The sequence below is a fragment of the Cellulomonas flavigena DSM 20109 genome, assembly GCF_000092865.1.
GTDB classification, from domain to species: domain Bacteria; phylum Actinomycetota; class Actinomycetes; order Actinomycetales; family Cellulomonadaceae; genus Cellulomonas; species Cellulomonas flavigena.
In genome coordinates this window covers 1,991,844-2,009,556 of the sequence record NC_014151.1, presented here as the reverse complement: position 1 = coordinate 2,009,556, position 17,713 = coordinate 1,991,844, and the positions used below count along the sequence as shown (strand labels likewise).

Genomic DNA, 17,713 nt, shown 5'->3' with positions numbered 1-17,713 from the left:
ACGTTCGTGACCGTCTGCGACCCTGCTCGAACCCCCGCCGCCGCGCGCACCGCCGACGCTCCGGCGACCGTGCCTGTGGCGCTGCGTCGCCTGCGCCCGCCTCCCGCCGCAGCACCTGGTCCGGTCGTCCGTCGTGACGAGGTCCCGCCGTGGACGTGGACGGGTCTGCACCTCGACGGCGCACTGGTGCCGCTGTGGCGCGACACGGCACGCGTTGCCGGCGTGCCGGAGGACGCCGCGGTACGGGCCGCCGCCTTCGCGGCGCTCGTCCCGCGACGCGGCGCCGTCGGACGCCTGGCAGCCGCCTGGGTCCACGCAGGTGGCCCGCCACCGGCTCGGGTGACGGTCCTCGTGCGCTCGGGCGCACGTCGCCCGGCCCCGCACCCGGACCGCACCACGGCCGAGGCCGAGCTCGCCGACGATGACCTGGAGACGCACGGCGGTGTCCTCGTCACCACGGTCACGGCCACCGCCGTGGACGTCGCGCGCTGGGTGCCGACAGCCACGGCGGTCCGCGTGCTGCGGTCGCTGCTGCCGTGCGGCCTGGACCCCACGGTGGCGCTGCGGCGGCTCGAGTCGCACAGCGGCGGCCGCGGGCTGCGCGCCGCCCGCGTCGCCCTGGGACAGGTCGGACTCCCGGGAACGACCGGCGAGCACGGCGACGTGTCCGGGTGAGCACGGCACCCGACAGCCGCCGACGCGACGTGCGGAAGGTCGCGCAGGGCGTCAGGCGCGGACCGCGGGCTCCTCGGTGCCGCGCGAGCCGGTGATGCGGTACACGTCGAAGACGCCCTCGACCTTGCGCACGGCACTGAGCACCGACGCGAGGTGCGACGGCTCGGCCATCTCGAAGACGAACCGCGACAGCGCCACCCGGTCGCGTGACGTGGAGACCGATGCCGACAGGATGTTCACGTGGTGGTCCGACAGGACCCGCGTGACGTCCGACAGCAGGCGACTGCGGTCGACCGCCTCGACCTGCACCTGCACGAGGAACAGCTGCGAGCTGGTGTGCGTCCACTCGACGTCGACGATGCGCTCGGGCTGGCGTCGCAGGCCATCGACGTTGAGGCAGTCGGCACGGTGGACGGAGACTCCCGCGCCGCGCGTCACGAAACCCACGATGTCGTCGCCCGGTACGGGCGTGCAGCACTTCGCGAGCTTGACCCACACGTCGTCGACGCCCTTGACCACCACGCCCGGGTCGCCCGTGCGCACACGTCGCGAGCTGGCCCCGGGACGCGTGGTCTCGGCGAGGTCCTCCTCCTGGGCCGGCTCGCCGCCCAGCGAGTGCACGAGCCGCTGGACGACGTTCGCCGCCGACACCTGCCCCTCGCCCACCGCCGCGTACAGGGCGGACACGTCCGCGAAACGCATCTCGTGCGCGAGCGCCATCAGGGCCTCGTGCGACATCAGCCGCTGGATCGGCAGGTTCTGCTTGCGCATCGCCTTGGCGATGGCGTCCTTGCCGTGCTCGATCGCCTCCTCGCGCCGCTCCTTGGTGAACCACTGCCGGATCTTGTTGCGCGCGCGAGGGCTCTTGACGAACGCCAGCCAGTCACGGCTCGGGCCGGCAGTCTCGGACTTCGACGTGAAGACCTCGACGACGTCGCCGTTCTCGAGCGTGGAGTCCAGCGGCACGAGGCGCCCGTTGACGCGTGCGCCCATCGTGCGGTGGCCCACCTCGGTGTGCACCGCGTACGCGAAGTCCACCGGGGTGGACCCGGCGGGCAGCGCCTGCACGTCGCCCTTGGGCGTGAACACGTAGACCTCGGCGCCGGCGATCTCGTCGCGCAGCAGGTCGAGGAACTCCGCGGGGTCGGCCGTCTCGCGCTGCCAGTCGACGAGCTGACGCAGCCACGTCATGTCGTTCCCGGCGGCGTCCTGCGGGCCGTTGCCCTTGGCCGACTCCTTGTACTTCCAGTGCGCCGCGACGCCGTACTCCGCACGCCGGTGCATGTCGTGCGTGCGGATCTGGATCTCGACCGGCTTGCCGCCGGGACCGATGACCGTGGTGTGCAGCGACTGGTAGAGGTTGAACTTGGGCATCGCGATGTAGTCCTTGAACCGGCCGGGGACCGGGTTCCACCGCGCGTGCAGAGCGCCGAGCGCCGCGTAGCAGTCACGAACCGTGTCGACCAGGACGCGCACGCCCACCAGGTCGTAGATGTCCGTGAAGTCGCGGCCCCGGACGATCATCTTCTGGTAGATCGAGTAGTAGTGCTTGGGCCGGCCCGTGACCGACGCCTTGATCTTCGCGGTACGCAGGTCCGCCCCGACCTGCTCGCGCACCGTGGCGAGGTACTCCTCGCGCGCGGGCGCCCGCTCGGCGACGAGGTGCACGATCTCGTCGTAGACCTTCGGGTAGAGCGTCGCGAACGAGAGGTCCTCGAGCTCCCACTTGATCGTGTTCATGCCGAGGCGGTGCGCGAGCGGGGCGTAGATCTCGAGGGTCTCGCGCGCCTTGCGCTCGGCCGACGCCTGCGAGACGAACTTCCAGGTCCGGGCGTTGTGCAACCGGTCGGTCAGCTTGATGACGAGCACCCGGATGTCGCGGGACATCGCGACGACCATCTTGCGGACGGTCTCGGACTGGGCGGCGTCGCCGTAGGCGACCTTGTCGAGCTTGGTCACGCCGTCGACGAGCATGGCGACCTCGGGCCCGAAGTCGCGACGGAGCTGATCGAGCGAGTAGTCGGTGTCCTCGACCGTGTCGTGCAGGAGGGCCGCGACGAGCGTGGAGGGCGTCATGCCGAGCTCGGCGAGGATCGTGGCGACGGCCACGGGGTGCGTGATGTACGGGTCGCCGCTCTTGCGGAGCTGGCCGCGGTGCGCCTTCTCCGCGACGACGTAGGCCTGCTCGATCACCGACAGGTCGGCCTTGGGGTGGTTGGTCCGCACAGCCTGCAGCACCGGCTCGAGGGCCGGGTACGCGGGCGCCGAGCGTCCCGACAGCCGTGCGAGGCGGGCACGCACGCGGCTCGTCGCCGCGGTGGACGCCTCGGGCTCGGACGAGGCGGCGACACCCGTGCCGGGCGTCGCGACCTCGGCGGCCGCAGGTACGGGCACGACGGTCGCCGACGTGTCCGTTCCGGACTCGAGCTTCTCGGTCATCGTCCCGCACCCCCTCCCGTGGTACGGACGAGTCTACGTCCGCACCACGGCGCGACCGACATCGCGGTGGCCTCCGGCGAGGCGCGCACGCCCAGGACGTCCGCTGGTCAGGGCAGCGTGAGCAGCGTGTCGACGTGCCGGCCAGGCAGCAGCGCCCGCCCCCCGAGCGCCTGGAGCTCCACGAGGAAGCTCAGTCCGACGACCGTGGCGCCGCACGACTCCAGGAGCTCCACGGTCGCCGCCGCCGTCCCCCCGGTCGCCAGCACGTCGTCGATGACGAGCACGCGGGCACCGTCGGGGATCGTGAACGGCTGCACCTCGACGGCGGCCGAGCCGTACTCGAGCGCATACGACTGGGACACCACCGGGCCGGGAAGCTTGCCGGCCTTGCGCACCGGCACCACGCCGGCGCCGAGGGCCGTGGCCACCGGGCTCGCCAGCAGGAAGCCACGCGCCTCCATGCCCGCCACGAGGTCGACCGGTCCGTGGGCGTGGTCCGCGAACGCCGCCACGACGCGCGCGAACGCGTCGGCGTCGGCGAGCAGCGGCATGATGTCGCGGAACTGGACACCCGGCTCGGGGAAGTCCGGCACCGTGCGCAGCAGGCCGTCGACCAGGGCGGCGAGCTCGTCGCGGTCGGACGACGGGCCGGGCGTGACGCCCGGCCCGTCCACGAGCCCGTTCACCGGCCCTTGCGCTTGGGCTGGGCGGCCGTGCCCTGGTGGCTACCGGGGCGCAGCGCGGCGACCGCGCGCGGCGCGGCCGCGACCGGCTCGCCGTCGACGACCGTCCCCGTGCGAGCAGCGAGCACCTTGGTGGTGTGCGCCTTCACGCGCGCCTCGCGCTCCCGGAGCGTCACCTCGAGCGGCGTCGCGAGGAAGATCGAGGAGAACGTGCCGACGAACATGCCGACGAAGAGCGCGAGCGCGATGTCGCGCAGCGTCCCGGCACCGAGGATGAACGCACCGATCACGAGGATCGAGGCCACGGGCAGCAACGCCACGACCGACGTGTTGATCGACCGCACGAGCGTCTGGTTGACCGCGAGGTTCGCCTTCTCCGCGTACGTGAAGCGCGTCTGGTCCAGGGTGTCCACGGTGTTCTCGCGCACCTTGTCGAAGACGACGACGGTGTCGTAGATCGAGTACCCCAGGATCGTGAGGAACCCGATGACCGTCGCGGGCGTGACCTCCCACCCGACCGCGGCGTAGATGCCGACCGTGAGGATCAGGTCGTGGAACAGCGCGAGCATCGCGGCGGCCGCCATCCGCCAGTTGCGGAAGTAGACCGTCATGACGAGCGAGACGAACAGCAGGAAGACGACGAGGCCGGTCACGGCCTTCTGCGAGACGTCCCGGCCCCAGGTCGGGCCGATGAACGTGCTCGTGACCTGGTCCTCGCTGACGTCGAAGGCGGCGATGAGGCCGTTCGTGACCTCCGTGACCTCGTCGCTGGTGAGCTCGGCGGTCTGGATCCGCAGCGACGAGCCGCCGACGGTGGTGACGCGCGGCACCTCCTGCGGCGCGACCGCCAGGACCGTGTCGGTAGCGAGCTGCTGGTCGCTCGTCTCGACGCCCGAGACGACGAACTCCGAGCCGCCGCGGAACTCGATGCCGGGGTTCAGCCCGGGCGTGATGAGCAGCACGCCCGAGATCGCCACGAGCGCGGCCGTGATGACGTACCAGGTGCGTCGGCGTCCGACGATGTCGTACGAGCGACGACCGGAGTAGAGGTCGTTGCCCCACTGGGCGAATCCGGTGGCCATCAGCGGTCGCTCCCCTCGGGACGGCCGTCGGTGGGCGCGTCGTCGACAGTCGTGGGTGGGTCGTGCGGCGGTGCGGCGGCGGCCTGGGCCGCCCGTGCGGCGGCACGGCGCTCGGCGATCGTCTGCCCGGAGGCACCGGGCGCGCCGACGGTGACGGGCTGGCGCGTCGTGCTCGAGCCGCCCTGGGTCTCGGGCTGGCGCACGCGCCCGCGGCCTGCGTAGTGGGGCACGTCGACACCGAGACGGCGCGGGTCGAGGCCCGAGGCGGGGTGGCCGTTCGCGAAGAACCGCGTCCGGCCGAGCAGGACCATCAGCGGGTGCGTGAACATGAACACCACGAGCAGGTCGACGAGCGTCGTCAGACCCAGCGTGAACGCGAAGCCGCGCACGCCGCCGACCGCCAGCAGGTACAGCACGATGGCGGCGGTGAAGTTGACCGCGTCGGACGCCAGGATCGTGCGCCGGGCGCGCTCCCAGCCCTTCTCGATCGCAGCCCCCAGCGTCCTGCCGTCGCGCAGCTCGTCGCGGATGCGTTCGAAGTACACGATGAACGAGTCGGCGGTGATGCCGATCGCGACGATGATGCCCGCGACGCCGGGCAGCGAGAGCCGGTAGCCCTGCACCCACGACAGCAGCGCGATGATGCCGTAGGTCACCACAGCGGCGACCAGCAGCGACGCGACGGTCACCAGACCGAGCGTGCGGTACTGGAAGAGCGAGTAGACGACGACGAGCAGCAGGCCGAAGACACCGGCGATGAGGCCCTTCTCGAGCTGCTCGGAGCCGAGGGTCGCGGAGATCTGCTCGACGCTCTGCTCCTCGAAGCTGATCGGCAGCGAGCCGAAGTTCAGCTGGTTGGCGAGCGTCGCGGCGGTCTCCCGCGTGAACGAGCCGGAGATCTGCGCCTGTCCGTTGGGGATCACCTCGTTGACGGACGGCGCCGAGATGACGAGGGCGTCGAGGACCACCGCGAACTGGTTGAGCGGCGGGGTCGACGTCGCGAGGCGCGTTGTGACCTCGGTGAACCTCGGCGTGCCCTTGCTCGTGAACTCCAGGTTGACGACCCACTGGCCCGTCGACGCGCCGGTCTGCGTGGTGCCCAGTCCGGAGGTCGCCGTCGCGATCTCGGAACCGGGGATCTCGACCGGGCCGAGGATGAACTTGGACAGGCCCTCGAGGTCGCACGCGACCACGGCCTTCTCCGGGTCGCCGGGCACGCCACCCGTGCGGTTCTCCGGGAGGGTGCAGTCGAGCGCGTCGAACTCCGCCTGGACAGCGGGCGTCACGTAGTACGCGACGTCGCTCGGGCTGTCCGGCGACGCCTTGCCGGGCTCGTCCGACGGCGGCTCTTCGGCCGCGGCGTCCTCGGCGGCAGCTGCGTCCTCGGCGGCAGCTGCGTCCTCGGCACCGTCCTCGACCGCCGGGTCCTGCGCACCGTCCTCGGCCGCGGGCTCGTCCTCGGCGGGCGTCGTCGGCGTCGCGGCGCCCATCACCAGCACCGGGCGGAACTCCATCTGCGCGGACGTGCGGACGAGGTCGAGCGTCTCCTCGCTGGGCCGGCCGGGCAGGCCGACCACGATCCGGTTGCCGCCCTGGCTGGTGATCTCGGCCTCGGCGACGCCCGAAGCGTCGACGCGCTGCCGGATCACCGCGATGGCCTGGTCGATCGTCTCCGAGGTGACCCTGCCCTCGGCTTCGGCCACGGGGCGCAGGATGATCTGCGTCCCGCCCTCGAGGTCGAGCGCGAGGTTCGGCGTCAGCGACGCGTCGCCCCATCGGGTGCCGGCGAAGATCGACGCGAACAGGGCGACGGTCAGCACCGCGAGCGTGACGAGCGTGCGGACCGGCCGTTCACGGCGGCGGGGAGGAGGAGCCAACGGAGTCTTCTCTCGTGCGCGCACCGGTCGCAGGACACGACCGGTGGGGTCGGGGTCCGGGCGTCGTCGCCCGGACCAGTGGGTCACTTGGTGTCGCGGTCCTCGTCGGGGCGCGCCGGCGGCTCCGGCGGCAGGGAGGACAGGTCGTCCGGGACGTCGACGACCGGCTCGTCCTCGACGACGGCCTCGTCGTCGTCCGGTCCGTCGGCGACGACGACCGGGTCGGCCTTGCGGGCGATCGCCGCGCGCAGCCAGCGGGTCGAGCTCCCGGGCGTCGACTCGAGCGTCACCACGTCACCGTCGATCGCGGTCACCGTGCCGAACAGGCCGGAACCGGTCATGACCTCGTCACCGATCGCGAGGTTGGCGCGGAAGTCCGCGGCCTCGCGCTGGACCTTGCGGGAGCGGCTCGACATGAACCACAGACCCGCGAAGGCGAGCAGCATGATGACCAGGAACGAGTAGTCCATGAGGTGGTGGTGCTCCGTATCGTCTCGGACGTCGGCCGCAGTCTAGGCGCCGCGGCCCGTCGCTCCAACGCACGTGGGTCCCGGACGGTTCCCGCAGCGACCGATCGAACGTGCGGCCCGTGCCCTGCGGGTCAGCCGAAGAGGGTGTCCGAGCCTGCCGGCACCGGCAGCCCGAGGTGCTCCCACGCAGGTGGCAGCGCGACGCGTCCTCGTGCCGTGCGGCCCACGAGGCCCTCGCGCACGAGGAACGGCTCGGCGACCGTCTCGACGGTCTCGGGCTCCTCGCCCACGGCGACCGCGAGCGTCGTCAGCCCCACCGGTCCCCCACCGAACCGCCGGCACAGCGCGTCGAGCACCGCGCGGTCGAGGCGGTCCAGCCCGCGCACGTCGACCTCGTAGACGTCGAGCGCGGAGCGCGCGGCAGCCAGCGAGAGCGTGCCGTCGCCCCGGACCTGCGCCCAGTCCCGCACGCGACGCAGCAGCCGGTTGGCGATGCGGGGCGTGCCCCGGGAACGCGACGCGATCTCGGCGGCGGCGGCGGCCTCGAGCGGGACGTCGAGCAGCCCGGCCGAGCGCACGAGCACACGCTCGAGCTCGTCGTCCGCGTAGAAGTCGAGATGGCCCGTGAACCCGAACCGGTCACGCAGCGGCGCGGGGAGCAGGCCGGCACGGGTCGTCGCACCGACGACCGTGAACGGGGGCAGCGACAGCGGGATCGCGCTCGCGCCCGCGCCCTTGCCGACGACCACGTCGACGCGGAAGTCCTCCATCGCGACGTAGAGCAGCTCCTCGGCGGGGCGTGCGAGCCGGTGGATCTCGTCGATGAAGAGCACCTCGCCCTCCTCGAGGGAGGACAGCACGGCCGCGAGGTCGCCGGCGTGCTGGATCGCGGGGCCGCTCGTCACCCGCAGGGACGCACCCAGCTCGGCCGCGATGATCATGGCGAGCGTCGTCTTGCCCAGGCCGGGCGGACCCGAGAGCAGCACGTGGTCCGGCGCCCGGCCACGCCCGAGCGCCGCCTGCAGCACCAGCGAGAGCTGGTCTCGCACGACCCGCTGCCCGACGAACTCCTCGAGCCGTCGCGGCCGCAGCGCGGCCTCGGCGGCGCGCTCGGGCTCGTCGGCCGCCGCCCGCACGAGCGACTCCGCGCCGTCGGGCACGAGGTCCTCGCCGTCGCCGACCTCCACGCGCGGCGCGCCCGGCTCACGCACGCGCGCTGCCCAGGGTCCGCAGGGCCGCGCGCAGCACGCCGGGGACCTCCCCGGCGCCGACGGGCACCGCCGATCCGTCGAGGACGGAGGCCACGGCGTCCTGCGCGGCGCGCAGCGGCCACCCGAGCCCGACGAGCGCCTCGACCACCTGCTCGCGGTGGTCCGCCGACGGTGCGGCGGGGGTCCCGCCGGTCGGGTCGGGTGCGCCGAGCCGCTCGCCGAGCTCGAGCACGATGCGCTGCGCGCCCTTGCGTCCGATGCCCGGCACACGCATCAGCGCGGCGATGTCCTCCTGTGCGACAGCGCGTCGCAGGCCGTCCGGCGTGTGCACGGCGAGCATCGCCAGCGCGAGGCGCGGACCGACGCCCGAGACCGTCTGCACGGTCTCGAACACGTCGCGCTCGTCGTCGTCGGCGAAGCCGAAGAGCGTGAGGGCGTCCTCCCGGACGACGAGCGAGGTCGACAGCCGGCCCGGCTGCCCGACCCGCAGCCCCGCGAGCGTCGCCGGCGTCGCCTGCACCAGCAGACCCACTCCCCCGACCTCGAGGACGGCCGAGTCCAGCCGTACCGCCAGCACCGTCCCGTGTACCGACGCGATCACCGTGCGCTCCTCCCGTCGTCGACGCCCACACTGTGCCACACGAGGCGAACAGGTGTACGAACGACACGCGTCACGCGCGACGTCGGGCGGCCTGCTCGGCCGCCGCCCACTGCCGCTGCGCGGTGGTCAGGGCGCCGGGCTCCCGCTGGGGCGCACCGAGCGCTCCCGCGGGCCGCCACAGGTGACAGATCGCCAGGGCGAGCGCATCGGCGGCGTCGGCGGGACGCGGCAGGTCGGCCAGCCCGAGCAGCCGCGCCACCATCGTCTGGACCTGCGCCTTGTCGGCGCGCCCCGAGCCCGTGACCGCGGCCTTGACCTCGCTCGGCGTGTGCAGCGCGACCGGCACGCGCCGCCGGGCCGCTGCGACCATCGCCAGCCCGGCCACCTGGGCGGTGCCCATGACCGTGCTGACGTTGTGCTGCGCGAAGACGCGCTCGACGGCGACGGCGTCGGGCGCGTGCTCCTCGAGGCACTCCTCGAGGGCGCGCTCGATGAGCAGCAGTCGCTGGTCGACGTCGAGCCCTGGCTCGGAACGGGCGACCGACACGTGCACGAGTCGCGCGCGGCGTCCGGGCAGCCCGTCGACGACCCCCAGGCCGCAGCGGGTCAGGCCGGGATCCACTCCGAGCACGCGCACGACCCCATGGTCGCAGGCACCGACCGTGCGACGGGTCCCGCCACACCGGTGCGGCGGGACCCGCGCGACGTCACTCGGCGTCGAGCTCGGCCATCACCTCGTCGGACGCGTCGAAGTTCGCGTAGACGTTCTGCACGTCGTCGGAGTCCTCGAGCGCGTCGATCAGGCGCAGGATCTTGCGCGCCCCCTCGGCGTCGACCTCGATCTGGGTGGCGGGCCAGAACACGACGTCGGCGGAGTCGTACTCGATCCCGGCCTCCTGCAGCGCCGTGCGCACGGGCACGAGGTCGGTCGCCTCGCTCAGCACCTCGAACTGCTCGCCGAGGTCGGTGACCTCCTCGCCGCCGGCCTCGAGCACGGCCTCCATGACCGCGTCCTCGTCGGTGCCCTCCTTGGGGACGATGACGACGCCCTTGCGGCTGAAGATGTACGACACCGAGCCGGGGTCGGCCATCTGGCCGCCGTTGCGCGTGAACGCGACGCGCACGTCGGAGGCGGCGCGGTTGCGGTTGTCGGTGAGGCACTCGACCAGCACGGCGACGCCGCCGGGCCCGTAGCCCTCGTACATGATCGTCTGGTAGTCGGCGCCGCCGGCCTCCTGGCCGGAGCCGCGCTTGACCGCACGGTCGATGTTGTCGTTCGGCACTGACGACTTCTTCGCCTTCTGGATGGCGTCGAAGAGCGTCGGGTTGCCGGCGGGGTCACCGCCACCCGTGCGGGCGGCGACCTCGATGTTCTTGATCAGCTTGGCGAAGAGCTTGCCGCGCTTCGCGTCGATGACGGCCTTCTTGTGCTTGGTGGTGGCCCACTTGGAGTGACCCGACATGACTCGTTACCCCTTCGTCTCCGCTGGTCCGCCCGCGTCGCTCCCCCACGCCGGGCGTCCGGACACCAGGACGCCGCAGGAGGCGCCGCGACGTCACAGGCTGTCGCGGACGATCTGCACGAACAGTCGGTGCACCCGCGGGTCCCCGGTCACCTCCGGGTGGAACGAGGTCACGAGCAGCGGGCCCTGGCGCACCGCGACGATCCTACCGGCGGCCGGACCGTCCTCGACGCGTCCCAGCACCGTCGCCGCAGGGCCGACCTCCTCGACCCACGGCGCCCGGATGAACACGGCGTGGACGGGCCGTTCGGCACTGTCGTCCACGCCGTCGATCACCAGGTCGGTCTCGAACGAGTCCACCTGCCGCCCGAACGCGTTGCGCCGCACCGTGATGTCGACGCCGCCGAGGGTGCGCTGCCCGTCGATGCCGCCGATGATGCGGTCCGCGAGGAGGATCATCCCCGCGCACGAGCCGTAGGCCGGCATGCCCGCGCGCAGCCGCTCGCGCACGGGACCGTCCAGCTCGAACGCGCGCAGCAGCTTGTCGATCGTGGTGGACTCCCCGCCGGGAAGGACGAGCGCGTCGACGGCGTCGAGCTCGGTGCGGCGCCGCACGCCGACGGCGCCGACGCCGAGCGAGCGCAGGACCGCGACGTGCTCGCGCACGTCGCCCTGCAGGGCCAGGACTCCGATCGTCGGGTTCACGGTCGTCGATCCTAGGGTCAGGCGGAGGCGGCGACGTCCACGGTCCGCCCCCCACCGACGAGCCCACCGGCCTGCTCGTCCCGCCGTCCCGCGACCTCGTCCGCGAGTCGCGCCAGACCCTCGAGGAGGTCGTCGCGCGGGGCGGCGAGCGATACGCGCACCATGCCCCGGGCCTGCGCGCCGAAGGTCGACCCCGGGGCGACCGCCACGTGCCGGCGTTCCAGGAGCCGTCGCGCGAACGCGTCCGTGTCCTGTGCCTCGACGTCCACCATGAGGTAGAAGGCGCCCTGCGGGACGACGTGCCGCAGGCCGCGCCGGGCGAGCCGCGCGCACGCGAGGTCGCGTCGCTCGCGATAGCGCGCGACCGCCTGGGCGACGTCGTCCTGCGGGCCGGTGAGCGCCGCGAGGGCCGCGAGCTGACCCGGTGCCGACGGGCACGCGACCGTCGCCTCCGCGAGCTGGCCGAGCGTCTCGACGACCTCGGGGGACGGGACGACGGCCCAGCCGGTGCGCCAGCCGGTGAGCGCGTACGTCTTCGAGGCGCTGAAGAACGCCAGGACGCGACCGTCGGTGTCCAGCGTCAGCGGGCTGACGTGCGGTGCGCCGAACGTGATCGACGCGTAGCACTCGTCGGACAGCACCCACAGGTCGTGGCGTCGGGCGACCTCGAGGAGCCCGGCGACGACGTGCGCGGGGTAGACGGCGCCGGTGGGGTTGTTCGGCGAGCACACGACGAGCGCGCGCGTGCGCGGGGTCACGCTCGCCGCGACCTCCTCGGGGTCCGGCACGAACCCGGCCGAGGCGCGTGCGGCGTACGTGCGCGGCACCGCACCGGCGGCGATCGCGGCCATCTGCCAGTTCGGGAAGACGGGGTCGGGCAGGAGGACCTCGTCGCCGGGTGCGAGCAGGGCGCTCATCGTCATCGCCAGTCCGTGCATGGCGCCGTGCGTGACGACGACCTCGTCCGGGCGGGTGGCACGTGCGTGCGTCCGGGAGACGCGGGCGGCCACGACCTCGCGCAGATCGAGGGACCCGAGGCTCGAGGTGTAGCCGGTACGGCCGGTGCGGGCGGCGGCGGCGACCGCGTCGACGACGTGCGGCGCGGGCCCGCTGTCGGGCTCCCCGATCTCGAGGTGGATCGCCCGGGGATCGGCGAGCGCGAGCTCCATGAGGGTGCGGATGCCGGAGCGCGGGACGCGCGCGGCGGGTGAGGAGGCGGCGGGGAACGGCATGCCGCGGACGGTAGCGGGGGCAGGTCACCGGGATGTTACCGACCGGTACGACGGCACCCGGCCGGGTCGGCCCGCCTCACTCGCTGACGAGCCCCAGGTGCCGCGTGCTTCCGTCCCACACGAGCACGTCGCGGACCAGGTCGGCGAGCCCGGCCGGGAACACCTCGATCGTCACGGCCGCGAGCTCGTCCAGGGTGAACCACCGCAGCTCGTCGATGACGTCACGCTCGACGTCCGTCCAGCCCGCCGTGCTGAGCTCGGTGTCAGCCGCACGGACACGCGCGACGAACAGCTCCTCGTCCTGCCGGCAGGTGCGCGCGGCGAAGTCGAAGAGCGCGGAGCGCGTGCAGACGGGACCCACGAGGTCCGTGGTGGCCAGGCGGACTCCGGTCTCCTCGTGCAGCTCGCGCACGGCGGCCGTGCGGGCGTCCTCCCCCGCGTCGATCCCGCCACCGATCGTGAACCACCACGACCGTCCGGGGGCATCGACGTCGTGGCCCCGCACGAGCAGCACGCGGTCGGCCTCGTCGAGGAGGATCACGCGCGCGGCGCTGCGGCGCAGCATGCCGTCCGGTCCCGGCACCCACTCGGGGCCGAAGACGGCCGACGGGGCCGTCGCTGCACCGCCCGAGGGCGGCGCGGCGACGGCCCCGTCGGGCTGCGCGTCGGGCGTGGTCACCAGCCCCGCTCGGCGAGGCGGTGCGGCACGGGCACGTCGTCGACGTTGATGCCGACCATGGCCTCGCCCAGGCCGCGCGAGACCTTGGCGACCACGTCGGGGTCGTCGTGGAACGTCGTCGCCTTGACGATCGCGGCGGCCCGCTCGGCGGGGTTGCCGGACTTGAAGATGCCCGAGCCGACGAAGACGCCCTCGGCACCGAGCTGCATCATCATCGCGGCGTCCGCCGGGGTCGCGATGCCCCCGGCGGTGAAGAGCACGACCGGCAGCTTGCCGGTGGTCGCGACCTCCTTGACGAGGTCGTACGGCGCCTGGAGCTCCTTGGCCGCGAGGAACAGCTCGTCCTCGGGCAGGGACGTCAGCCGGCGGATCTCGTCACGCAGCGTGCGCATGTGCGTGGTGGCGTTGGAGACATCGCCCGTGCCCGCCTCACCCTTGGAGCGGATCATCGCCGCGCCCTCGGTGATGCGGCGCAGGGCCTCGCCCAGGTTGGTGGCACCGCAGACGAACGGGACGGTGAACGCCCACTTGTCGATGTGGTGCGCGTAGTCGGCGGGCGTGAGGACCTCGGACTCGTCGACGTAGTCGACGCCGAGGGACTGCAGCACCTGCGCCTCGACGAAGTGGCCGATCCGGGCCTTGGCCATCACGGGGATCGAGACGGCGGAGATGATGCCGTCGATGAGGTCGGGGTCGCTCATGCGCGCGACGCCGCCCTGGGCGCGGATGTCCGCGGGGACGCGCTCGAGCGCCATGACGGCGACCGCGCCGGCGTCCTCGGCGATCTTCGCCTGCTCGGCCGTGACGACGTCCATGATGACGCCGCCCTTGAGCATCTCGGCCATGCCGCGCTTGACCCGCGCGGTACCGACCTCACCGGCGGCGGCGGTGGGCTGGGAGTTCTCGGTCACGTCAGACCTCTTCGATCCGTTCGGGGACACGCGGCCCAGGCGGTCCGCCCGCTGCGCGGGACGGGGTGACGGTGCCTGCCCGGTGCCTGCCGCCGTGGTCGGGGCACGTTCATCCTAGGAGATCCGCGCGCGCCCCCAGCGCCGCGCCCGCCACCCGGACACCGACCGCGCCGGCGACGGCTCAGGCCGGCGGTGCGCTCGCCCCGGGCCGCGCCGCACGCGCCTGCTCGCCCGGTCGCGGCAGTCCGTGCGGCCAGGAGTCGTCCAGCTCGAGCGTGCGGGGCTCGGGCGCGTGCCCGGCGAGCCGCAGCAGCCGGACCAGCGCCCCGTGGCGCACGCGCTGCGTCTGCGCGACGGCCTCGTTGTGGAACCGCCGGGCGAGCTGCACGCGGTACCACGCCGCGGCGAGCGCGACCAGGACGCGGTCGCCCTCCGGGTCCTCGGCGAGCACCGCGACCTCGTCCGGGTCGTCGAGGATCTCCGCGAGCGCGGCGGTGAGGTCGCTCTCCACCTGCGAGCGGTCGAGACCGTCGGGCACGGCGGCGCTCGCGCCGAGCTGCTCGCGCAGGTCCGCGGGCAGCAGGCCCGTCGGGACGTCGCCGGCACGCCCGGCCGTCAGCGAGCCCCAGGCGGCCTCCCCCACGACGAGCGAGCTCGCGGGGTCCAGCAGACCGCTCGTGGCGAGCTCGGCGGCGACCGTCGCGCGGCGCACGAGCTGCGCGTCGACGACCGCGCGCGACGCCCCGACCTTGCGGTGCAGGCGGTCGAGCCGGCTCGCGCGGACCCACACGAGCCACGCGAGCACCAGGATCACCCCCACGACCACGAGGACGACCGTGGTGTCCGACCAGCCGCTCACGTGCGCCCCCTCCGCAGCTCCATGAGCCGTGCCCCGCGCAGCGACGACGGGTCCTCCCCGACGGGCGCGTGCCCGCCGGCGACGGCCATCTCGTACACCGCGAGCACCTGGTCCGTGACCGCCGACCAGTCGTAGCGGCGCACGACGCGCGAGGCGCGCGCGCTCACGCGCGCCCGCAGCTCCGGGTCACCGAGGACGCGCGCGAGCGTCGCGCCGAGGTCCGCCGGGTCACCGGTGCGGAACAGGACGCCCGCCTCGCCGTCGTCGAGCACGCGCGAGAACGCCCCGAGGTCGCTCGCGACGACCGTGGTCCCTGCGCTCATCGCCTCGACCAGGACGATGCCGAAGCTCTCGCCGCCGGTCTGCGGTGCGCAGTACACGTCGGCCGACGCCAGCAGGCGGGCCTTGTCCTGCTCGCTGACGCCGCCGAGGAACTCGACCGCCGCGGCCCGTGGGCCGAGCACCTCACGAGCCTGCTCCTGGCCGGTCTCCCCGCTTCCCGCGACGAGGAACCGGGCGCCCGGGTGGGCCTCGAGGACGGTCGGGACCGCGCGCAGCAGCACCGCCAGGCCCTTGCGGGGCTCGTCGAGGCGGCCGAGGAACGCCACCGTCGGCGCCTGCGGCGTGCCCGCCCAGCGGGGGTCGGTCCCCGCGCCGGCGAACGTGTCGACCCACACGCCGTTGGGGATCACGACGGCGTCGCCGCCGAGGTGCTCGACGAGCGTGCGCCGCGCGTCCTCGGACACCGCCACGCGCAGCGAGATCTTCTCCAGGGACTGACGCACGATCGGGTACGCCATCTGCAGCGGACGCGAGCGCACGAGGGACGTGTGGAACGTCGCCACGACCGGGCCCTCCGCGATCCACAGCGCGAGCATCCCGAGGCTGGGTGTCACCGGCTCGTGGAGGTGCAGGACGTCGAACCGCCCGGCCGCGAGCCAGCGGCGCACCCGCCCGGCCGTCACGGGTCCGAACGTCATGCGCGCGACGGACCCGTTGTAGTGCACCGGCACCGCGCGGCCGGCGGCCACGAGGTAGGGCGGGACGGGCGTGTCGTCCGACGCCGGCGCGAGCACCGAGACCTCGTGCCCGCGTGCGAGCAGCGACTCGGCGAGGTCCCGTACGTGGAACTGCACGCCCCCGGGCACGTCGAACGAGTACGGGCAGACGAGGCCGACGCGCAGCGGACGCCCGGCCGTCACGGTGTGCTCCCCTCCGCCGAAGCCTCCCCGCCGACCGTCGTCGCAGCGCCCGGCACGTCGGGGCCGTCGGCACGGCGCGCCGCGTCGCGCGCCGGGTCGAGGTCCGCGACGAACACCCGCTGCAGCATGTGCCAGTCCTGCGGGTGCGCGCGGATCTCCTCGGCGAGCCCGTCGACCCACGCCTGGGTGAGCGCCGCGACACGCTCGGCGCGCGGCAGGCCGGGATCGGTCACGACGGGCGGCAGGAAGCGGATGACGATGCCCCACGGGCCGCCGGCGACCCGCCGCCGCCCGCGGCGCAGGCGCTCGTACGTGATCGACGTCGGAGCGAGCACGGCACCCGTCGTCACCGCGAGCGCGGCCGGTCCCGCGGCGACGCGTGCACGGTGCCCGAACAGGTCGACCTCGAGCCCGCGGGCGGTGAGGTCGCGGTCGGCGAGCAGGGGCAGCACACCGGGGCCGGTGCGCGCGACACGGACGAGCTCGCGGAACACGTCGCCACCGCCCGTCAGCGGCAGGATCCGCAGACCGATGCTCTCGCGGAAGGCGAGGAACTCCTGGAACAGCTCCTCGGGCTCCAGGCGCTCGGCGACCGTGGTGACGGGCGCGACGTGCCGGGTGACCCACGCACCGGCGAGGTCCCAGTTGCCGAGGTGCCCGAGCGCGAGCAGCACCTGCCGCCCGGCGTCGAGCTCGGGCTGCACGTGCTCGAGTCCCTCGACGCGCACGCGCGCGTCCAGCTGCGCGGAGGTCAGCCCCTTGAGCGTGAACGCCTCGCCGAAGTACCGCATGTAGGAGCGCATCCCTGCGCGCGACAGGCGGCGCAGGGCGCGCGCGTCGAGCTCGGGGCGCACCCGCGCCAGGTTGGCCTCCAGGCGGCGCACTCCCCCGCCGCGGCGCCACCAGGCGACGTCCGCGGCGAGCACCGTGGCACCACGCACGAGCGCGCGGGGCAGCCGGTGCCCGACGCGCCACGCGAGCTGGTAGGCGCGCGCGACGTCGAGGCTCACGGCGCCGCCTGCCGGGCCTGGCGCCGCACGGTCGCCATGCGCTGCACCACCGTGACGGCCGACGCGACGGCCAGCAGGGCGAGCACCACGGTCATGACGACCCCCGGCAGGCCGGCGCCGACGAGGATCGTGGCCGTCAGCACGGCGAGGAGGCGGTCGGCGCGCTCCGCGATGCCGATGCTCGCGGTCATGCCGAGCCCCTCGGCGCGAGCGCGCGCGTACGGCACGATCGAGCCGAGGACGAGGCAGGCGAGGGCGAGCACCGCGTCGGGGCGCGAGTCGCCGCCGCCGGTGTACCAGAGCACGAGGCCCGCGAAGATCGCACCGTCGCCGAACCGGTCCAGCGTCGAGTCGAGGAACGCGCCCCACGGGCCGCTGCGCCCCGCGCGGCGGGCCATGACGCCGTCGATCGAGTCCGTCAGCGTGAAGACCGCGATGAGCACGCCGCCGAGCAGCAGGTGCCCGGTGGGGAACGCCCACAGGGCCGTGACGACCACGACGAGCGTGCCGGTGATCGTCACGGCGTCGGGCGACACGCCGGCGCGCAGGAGCGCGTCGGCCAGCGGCGTCCACAGCCGCGTCATCAGGCCGCGGAATCGGCTCAGCACGGCTCG

Annotated in this window: 18 protein-coding genes; 1 reads left to right on the top strand and 17 read right to left on the bottom strand. The window is 73.8% G+C overall.

Annotation, left to right across the window (positions count from 1 at the left end; translation table 11 throughout):
- The first annotated feature begins 6 nt into the window (after positions 1-6).
- Positions 7-675: a hypothetical protein gene (locus CFLA_RS19005; protein ID WP_148234324.1), complete on the top strand. Its 669-nt coding sequence runs from the start codon at positions 7-9 to the stop codon at positions 673-675.
- A gap of 51 nt (positions 676-726) precedes the next feature.
- Here CFLA_RS19005 and CFLA_RS09110 read toward each other — a convergent pair whose 3' ends face one another.
- From CFLA_RS09110 to pgsA, 17 genes are all read right to left on the bottom strand, one after another.
- Positions 727-3,114, bottom strand: a complete 2,388-nt coding sequence (locus CFLA_RS09110; protein WP_013117032.1) for a RelA/SpoT family protein — start codon at positions 3,112-3,114, stop codon at positions 727-729.
- A gap of 107 nt (positions 3,115-3,221) precedes the next feature.
- A complete protein-coding gene (locus tag CFLA_RS09105; RefSeq protein ID WP_013117031.1) occupies positions 3,222-3,800 on the bottom strand; it encodes an adenine phosphoribosyltransferase in 579 nt (192 codons plus the stop codon).
- Positions 3,797-4,879 carry a protein translocase subunit SecF gene (gene secF, locus CFLA_RS09100; protein ID WP_013117030.1) on the bottom strand — a complete coding sequence of 361 codons (1,083 nt, stop codon included), beginning with the start codon at positions 4,877-4,879 and terminating at the stop codon, positions 3,797-3,799. Before secF ends, CFLA_RS09105 begins: the two co-directional genes overlap by 4 nt.
- Positions 4,879-6,756, bottom strand: a complete 1,878-nt coding sequence (gene secD, locus CFLA_RS09095) for a protein translocase subunit SecD (RefSeq protein WP_148234323.1) — start codon at positions 6,754-6,756, stop codon at positions 4,879-4,881. Before secD ends, secF begins: the two co-directional genes overlap by 1 nt.
- Before the next feature lie 83 nt (positions 6,757-6,839).
- Positions 6,840-7,226: a preprotein translocase subunit YajC gene (gene yajC / locus CFLA_RS09090; protein ID WP_013117028.1), complete on the bottom strand. Its 387-nt coding sequence runs from the start codon at positions 7,224-7,226 to the stop codon at positions 6,840-6,842.
- 131 nt (positions 7,227-7,357) lie between these two features.
- Positions 7,358-8,386 (bottom strand): Holliday junction branch migration DNA helicase RuvB, encoded by a 1,029-nt coding sequence (gene ruvB, locus CFLA_RS09085; RefSeq protein ID WP_085955066.1) that lies wholly within the window; start codon positions 8,384-8,386, stop codon positions 7,358-7,360.
- A 43-nt stretch (positions 8,387-8,429) separates the two neighbouring features.
- Positions 8,430-9,038 carry a Holliday junction branch migration protein RuvA gene (gene ruvA / locus CFLA_RS09080; RefSeq protein ID WP_013117026.1) on the bottom strand — a complete coding sequence of 203 codons (609 nt, stop codon included), beginning with the start codon at positions 9,036-9,038 and terminating at the stop codon, positions 8,430-8,432.
- Between the two features lie 70 nt (positions 9,039-9,108).
- Positions 9,109-9,675: a crossover junction endodeoxyribonuclease RuvC gene (ruvC, locus tag CFLA_RS09075; RefSeq protein WP_013117025.1), complete on the bottom strand. Its 567-nt coding sequence runs from the start codon at positions 9,673-9,675 to the stop codon at positions 9,109-9,111.
- Positions 9,676-9,745: 70 nt separating this feature from the next.
- Positions 9,746-10,501: a YebC/PmpR family DNA-binding transcriptional regulator gene (locus CFLA_RS09070; protein ID WP_013117024.1), complete on the bottom strand. Its 756-nt coding sequence runs from the start codon at positions 10,499-10,501 to the stop codon at positions 9,746-9,748.
- A gap of 93 nt (positions 10,502-10,594) precedes the next feature.
- Positions 10,595-11,206, bottom strand: a complete 612-nt coding sequence (gene pdxT, locus CFLA_RS09065) for a pyridoxal 5'-phosphate synthase glutaminase subunit PdxT (protein WP_013117023.1) — start codon at positions 11,204-11,206, stop codon at positions 10,595-10,597.
- A gap of 17 nt (positions 11,207-11,223) precedes the next feature.
- Complete coding sequence (locus tag CFLA_RS09060) at positions 11,224-12,438, bottom strand: pyridoxal phosphate-dependent aminotransferase (RefSeq protein ID WP_013117022.1); 1,215 nt, start codon at positions 12,436-12,438, stop codon at positions 11,224-11,226.
- A 76-nt stretch (positions 12,439-12,514) separates the two neighbouring features.
- Complete coding sequence (locus CFLA_RS09055) at positions 12,515-13,117, bottom strand: NUDIX hydrolase (protein WP_013117021.1); 603 nt, start codon at positions 13,115-13,117, stop codon at positions 12,515-12,517.
- Positions 13,114-14,028 carry a pyridoxal 5'-phosphate synthase lyase subunit PdxS gene (gene pdxS, locus CFLA_RS09050; RefSeq protein ID WP_013117020.1) on the bottom strand — a complete coding sequence of 305 codons (915 nt, stop codon included), beginning with the start codon at positions 14,026-14,028 and terminating at the stop codon, positions 13,114-13,116. The genes CFLA_RS09055 and pdxS overlap by 4 nt, the downstream gene beginning before the upstream one ends.
- A 181-nt stretch (positions 14,029-14,209) precedes the next feature.
- Positions 14,210-14,887, bottom strand: coding sequence for a hypothetical protein (locus CFLA_RS09045; RefSeq protein WP_013117019.1), 678 nt, complete (start codon positions 14,885-14,887; stop codon positions 14,210-14,212).
- A complete protein-coding gene (locus tag CFLA_RS09040; protein WP_013117018.1) occupies positions 14,884-16,089 on the bottom strand; it encodes a glycosyltransferase family 4 protein in 1,206 nt (401 codons plus the stop codon). The genes CFLA_RS09045 and CFLA_RS09040 overlap by 4 nt, the downstream gene beginning before the upstream one ends.
- On the bottom strand, positions 16,086-17,099 hold the full coding sequence (locus CFLA_RS09035) for a phosphatidylinositol mannoside acyltransferase (RefSeq protein WP_013117017.1): 1,014 nt from the start codon (positions 17,097-17,099) through the stop codon (positions 16,086-16,088). The genes CFLA_RS09040 and CFLA_RS09035 overlap by 4 nt, the downstream gene beginning before the upstream one ends.
- Positions 17,096-17,707, bottom strand: a complete 612-nt coding sequence (pgsA, locus tag CFLA_RS09030) for a phosphatidylinositol phosphate synthase (protein ID WP_013117016.1) — start codon at positions 17,705-17,707, stop codon at positions 17,096-17,098. The genes CFLA_RS09035 and pgsA overlap by 4 nt, the downstream gene beginning before the upstream one ends.
- Positions 17,708-17,713: the final 6 nt, after the last annotated feature.

What these genes read in the sequence shown, in the direction of transcription:
- CFLA_RS09070 (WP_013117024.1), bottom strand. Translation starts at nt 10,501, where the DNA reads ATGTCGGGTCACTCCAAGTGGGCCACCACCAAGCACAAGAAGGCCGTC.
- CFLA_RS09110 (WP_013117032.1), bottom strand. Translation starts at nt 3,114, where the DNA reads ATGACCGAGAAGCTCGAGTCCGGAACGGACACGTCGGCGACCGTCGTG.
- yajC (WP_013117028.1), bottom strand. Translation starts at nt 7,226, where the DNA reads ATGGACTACTCGTTCCTGGTCATCATGCTGCTCGCCTTCGCGGGTCTG.
- CFLA_RS09060 (WP_013117022.1), bottom strand. Translation starts at nt 12,438, where the DNA reads ATGCCGTTCCCCGCCGCCTCCTCACCCGCCGCGCGCGTCCCGCGCTCC.
- secF (WP_013117030.1), bottom strand. Translation starts at nt 4,879, where the DNA reads ATGGCCACCGGATTCGCCCAGTGGGGCAACGACCTCTACTCCGGTCGT.